3 protein-coding genes are annotated in these 1,503 nt (G+C 35.5%); 2 read left to right on the top strand and 1 reads right to left on the bottom strand.

Annotated features, from left to right (window positions below; translation table 11 throughout):
* Nucleotides 1–69 precede the first annotated feature (69 nt).
* Nucleotides 70–711: a sterol desaturase family protein gene (locus R3333_RS14615; protein ID WP_318959495.1), complete on the bottom strand. Its 642-nt coding sequence runs from the start codon at nucleotides 709–711 to the stop codon at nucleotides 70–72.
* A 253-nt stretch (nucleotides 712–964) separates the two neighbouring features.
* Between R3333_RS14615 and R3333_RS14610 the strand changes: the two genes are divergently transcribed.
* Together R3333_RS14610 and R3333_RS14605 are read left to right on the top strand one after the other, a co-directional pair.
* On the top strand, nucleotides 965–1,291 hold the full coding sequence (locus R3333_RS14610; RefSeq protein ID WP_318959494.1) for a hypothetical protein: 327 nt from the start codon (nucleotides 965–967) through the stop codon (nucleotides 1,289–1,291).
* Nucleotides 1,292–1,319: 28 nt separating this feature from the next.
* The coding region (locus tag R3333_RS14605) for a hypothetical protein (RefSeq protein ID WP_318959493.1) at nucleotides 1,320–1,503 on the top strand (184 nt) is incomplete at its 3' end.

Raw genomic sequence — 1,503 nt, 5'->3', positions numbered from 1 at the left:
GCCTCATAACAGAAACGGAGCAATTAAAATTAACTTTCTAAAAGTCTAAAAGACAAAAACTCTAAAATTCTAATAAACAAAATCTGCATAAACTGTACTCCTATTTATCTCAGGCATGGTTCCAAAAACTCTATCCCAAAGCGAAGTACTTACTCCAAAGGCTTTGTCGTGCTGCTGGAAATGATGAATGTTATGATGACGCCACCAGAAGTTGTATTTCTTTGGAGATGGACGTTTATGCACCATGTTGTGTATACTCATGTACAAAGAATAACCGATCATAAAACCAGGACCAAAGGCATAGGTAGTTTCGCCCATGAAAAGGTAAAACACCAAGAAGAATAAGGAGGCAATAATCAAAGAAGGAACAGGAGGTAATACTATTCTTCCTTCATCATTGGGGTATTCGTGGTGTATACCATGAAACATGTACTGAAAACCACTGTTAAAACTAGCGTCTTTGATTTTATGGTACAAAAACCTGTGCATGAAATACTCTGCTAAGGTCCAGCTAAACAATCCTAAGACGAAATAACCAATGGCGCTTCCAAGGGTGTGATGGAGCTCGTTAATAAAATAATTCATTAAAAAGTATGCAATAACACTGTACATACTAAAAATCAGTAGTGGGTGTGACCAAGTCAGTAATTCCAAGAAATTATTACTGAAAAGTCTTGGTGATTTTTTGTTGGGAAAAATCTTGACATTCATAATAAACGCTTGTTTAATTTAGTAACCTAAAAATATAGTTCATGCATAATAAATGCTAGTAAAAAACTTCTCGCAGGCGACATAAATTTAATTTACTTAAAAGGTAGTTAAAAATGAGGTTTAAAAAAAATTGTGTTTCTGTAACCTTCTGAGAGTATTCGCGTAAACTATGTTTAACGGATCAGTTATTAACTTCTACAGGTTAATATTGGAGCTCTCTTTCGTAGAGGGCTCTTTTTTTAAATTTCAGGTCATGGAAAAAAATAAACTGCCCTCCATTATTACCTATATTACCATTATAGGTTTTATAGTTGCCTTAGTACTAAACAACGATAAGCAAGGAGATGATAAGCGTTTCAATGCCTTTCACCTGCGCCAGTCGCTCGGATTGTTAATTCTAATTACTGTACTTAGCACACTTTTACGTCTATTGCATTTAGATACGGTAAACGGTATTTTGAATTTACTGTACTTTATTATATGCATTCTACAAATTGTAGGTGCGGCAAATGGAGAATACAAATATGTTCCTTATATCGGAAAGAAAATAGATCAAACTTTTGGAAGGTTGTTTGAATAAAGAACAACATGGATATTGGTGAAGGTTATTGTTTGAAGCAGTAGCCTTTTTTTGTGTCATTTGTTTTCCTCTCTCAACCCCAGACTCCTTCTCAAAACTGACTTCTGTTAGTGATAGCAGCGGCACCGCGGATGTTGGGGCTTGGCTTTTGAATGCTTTATTGGAGAGCGACCTTGTGAAGCTTTGCAAGAAAGGAATGAAAAACCAGGTCG

Source organism: Lishizhenia sp. (assembly GCF_033720595.1).
Lineage (GTDB): Bacteria > Bacteroidota > Bacteroidia > Flavobacteriales_D > Crocinitomicaceae > Lishizhenia.
This window is presented reverse-complemented; position numbering and strand designations above follow the sequence as displayed.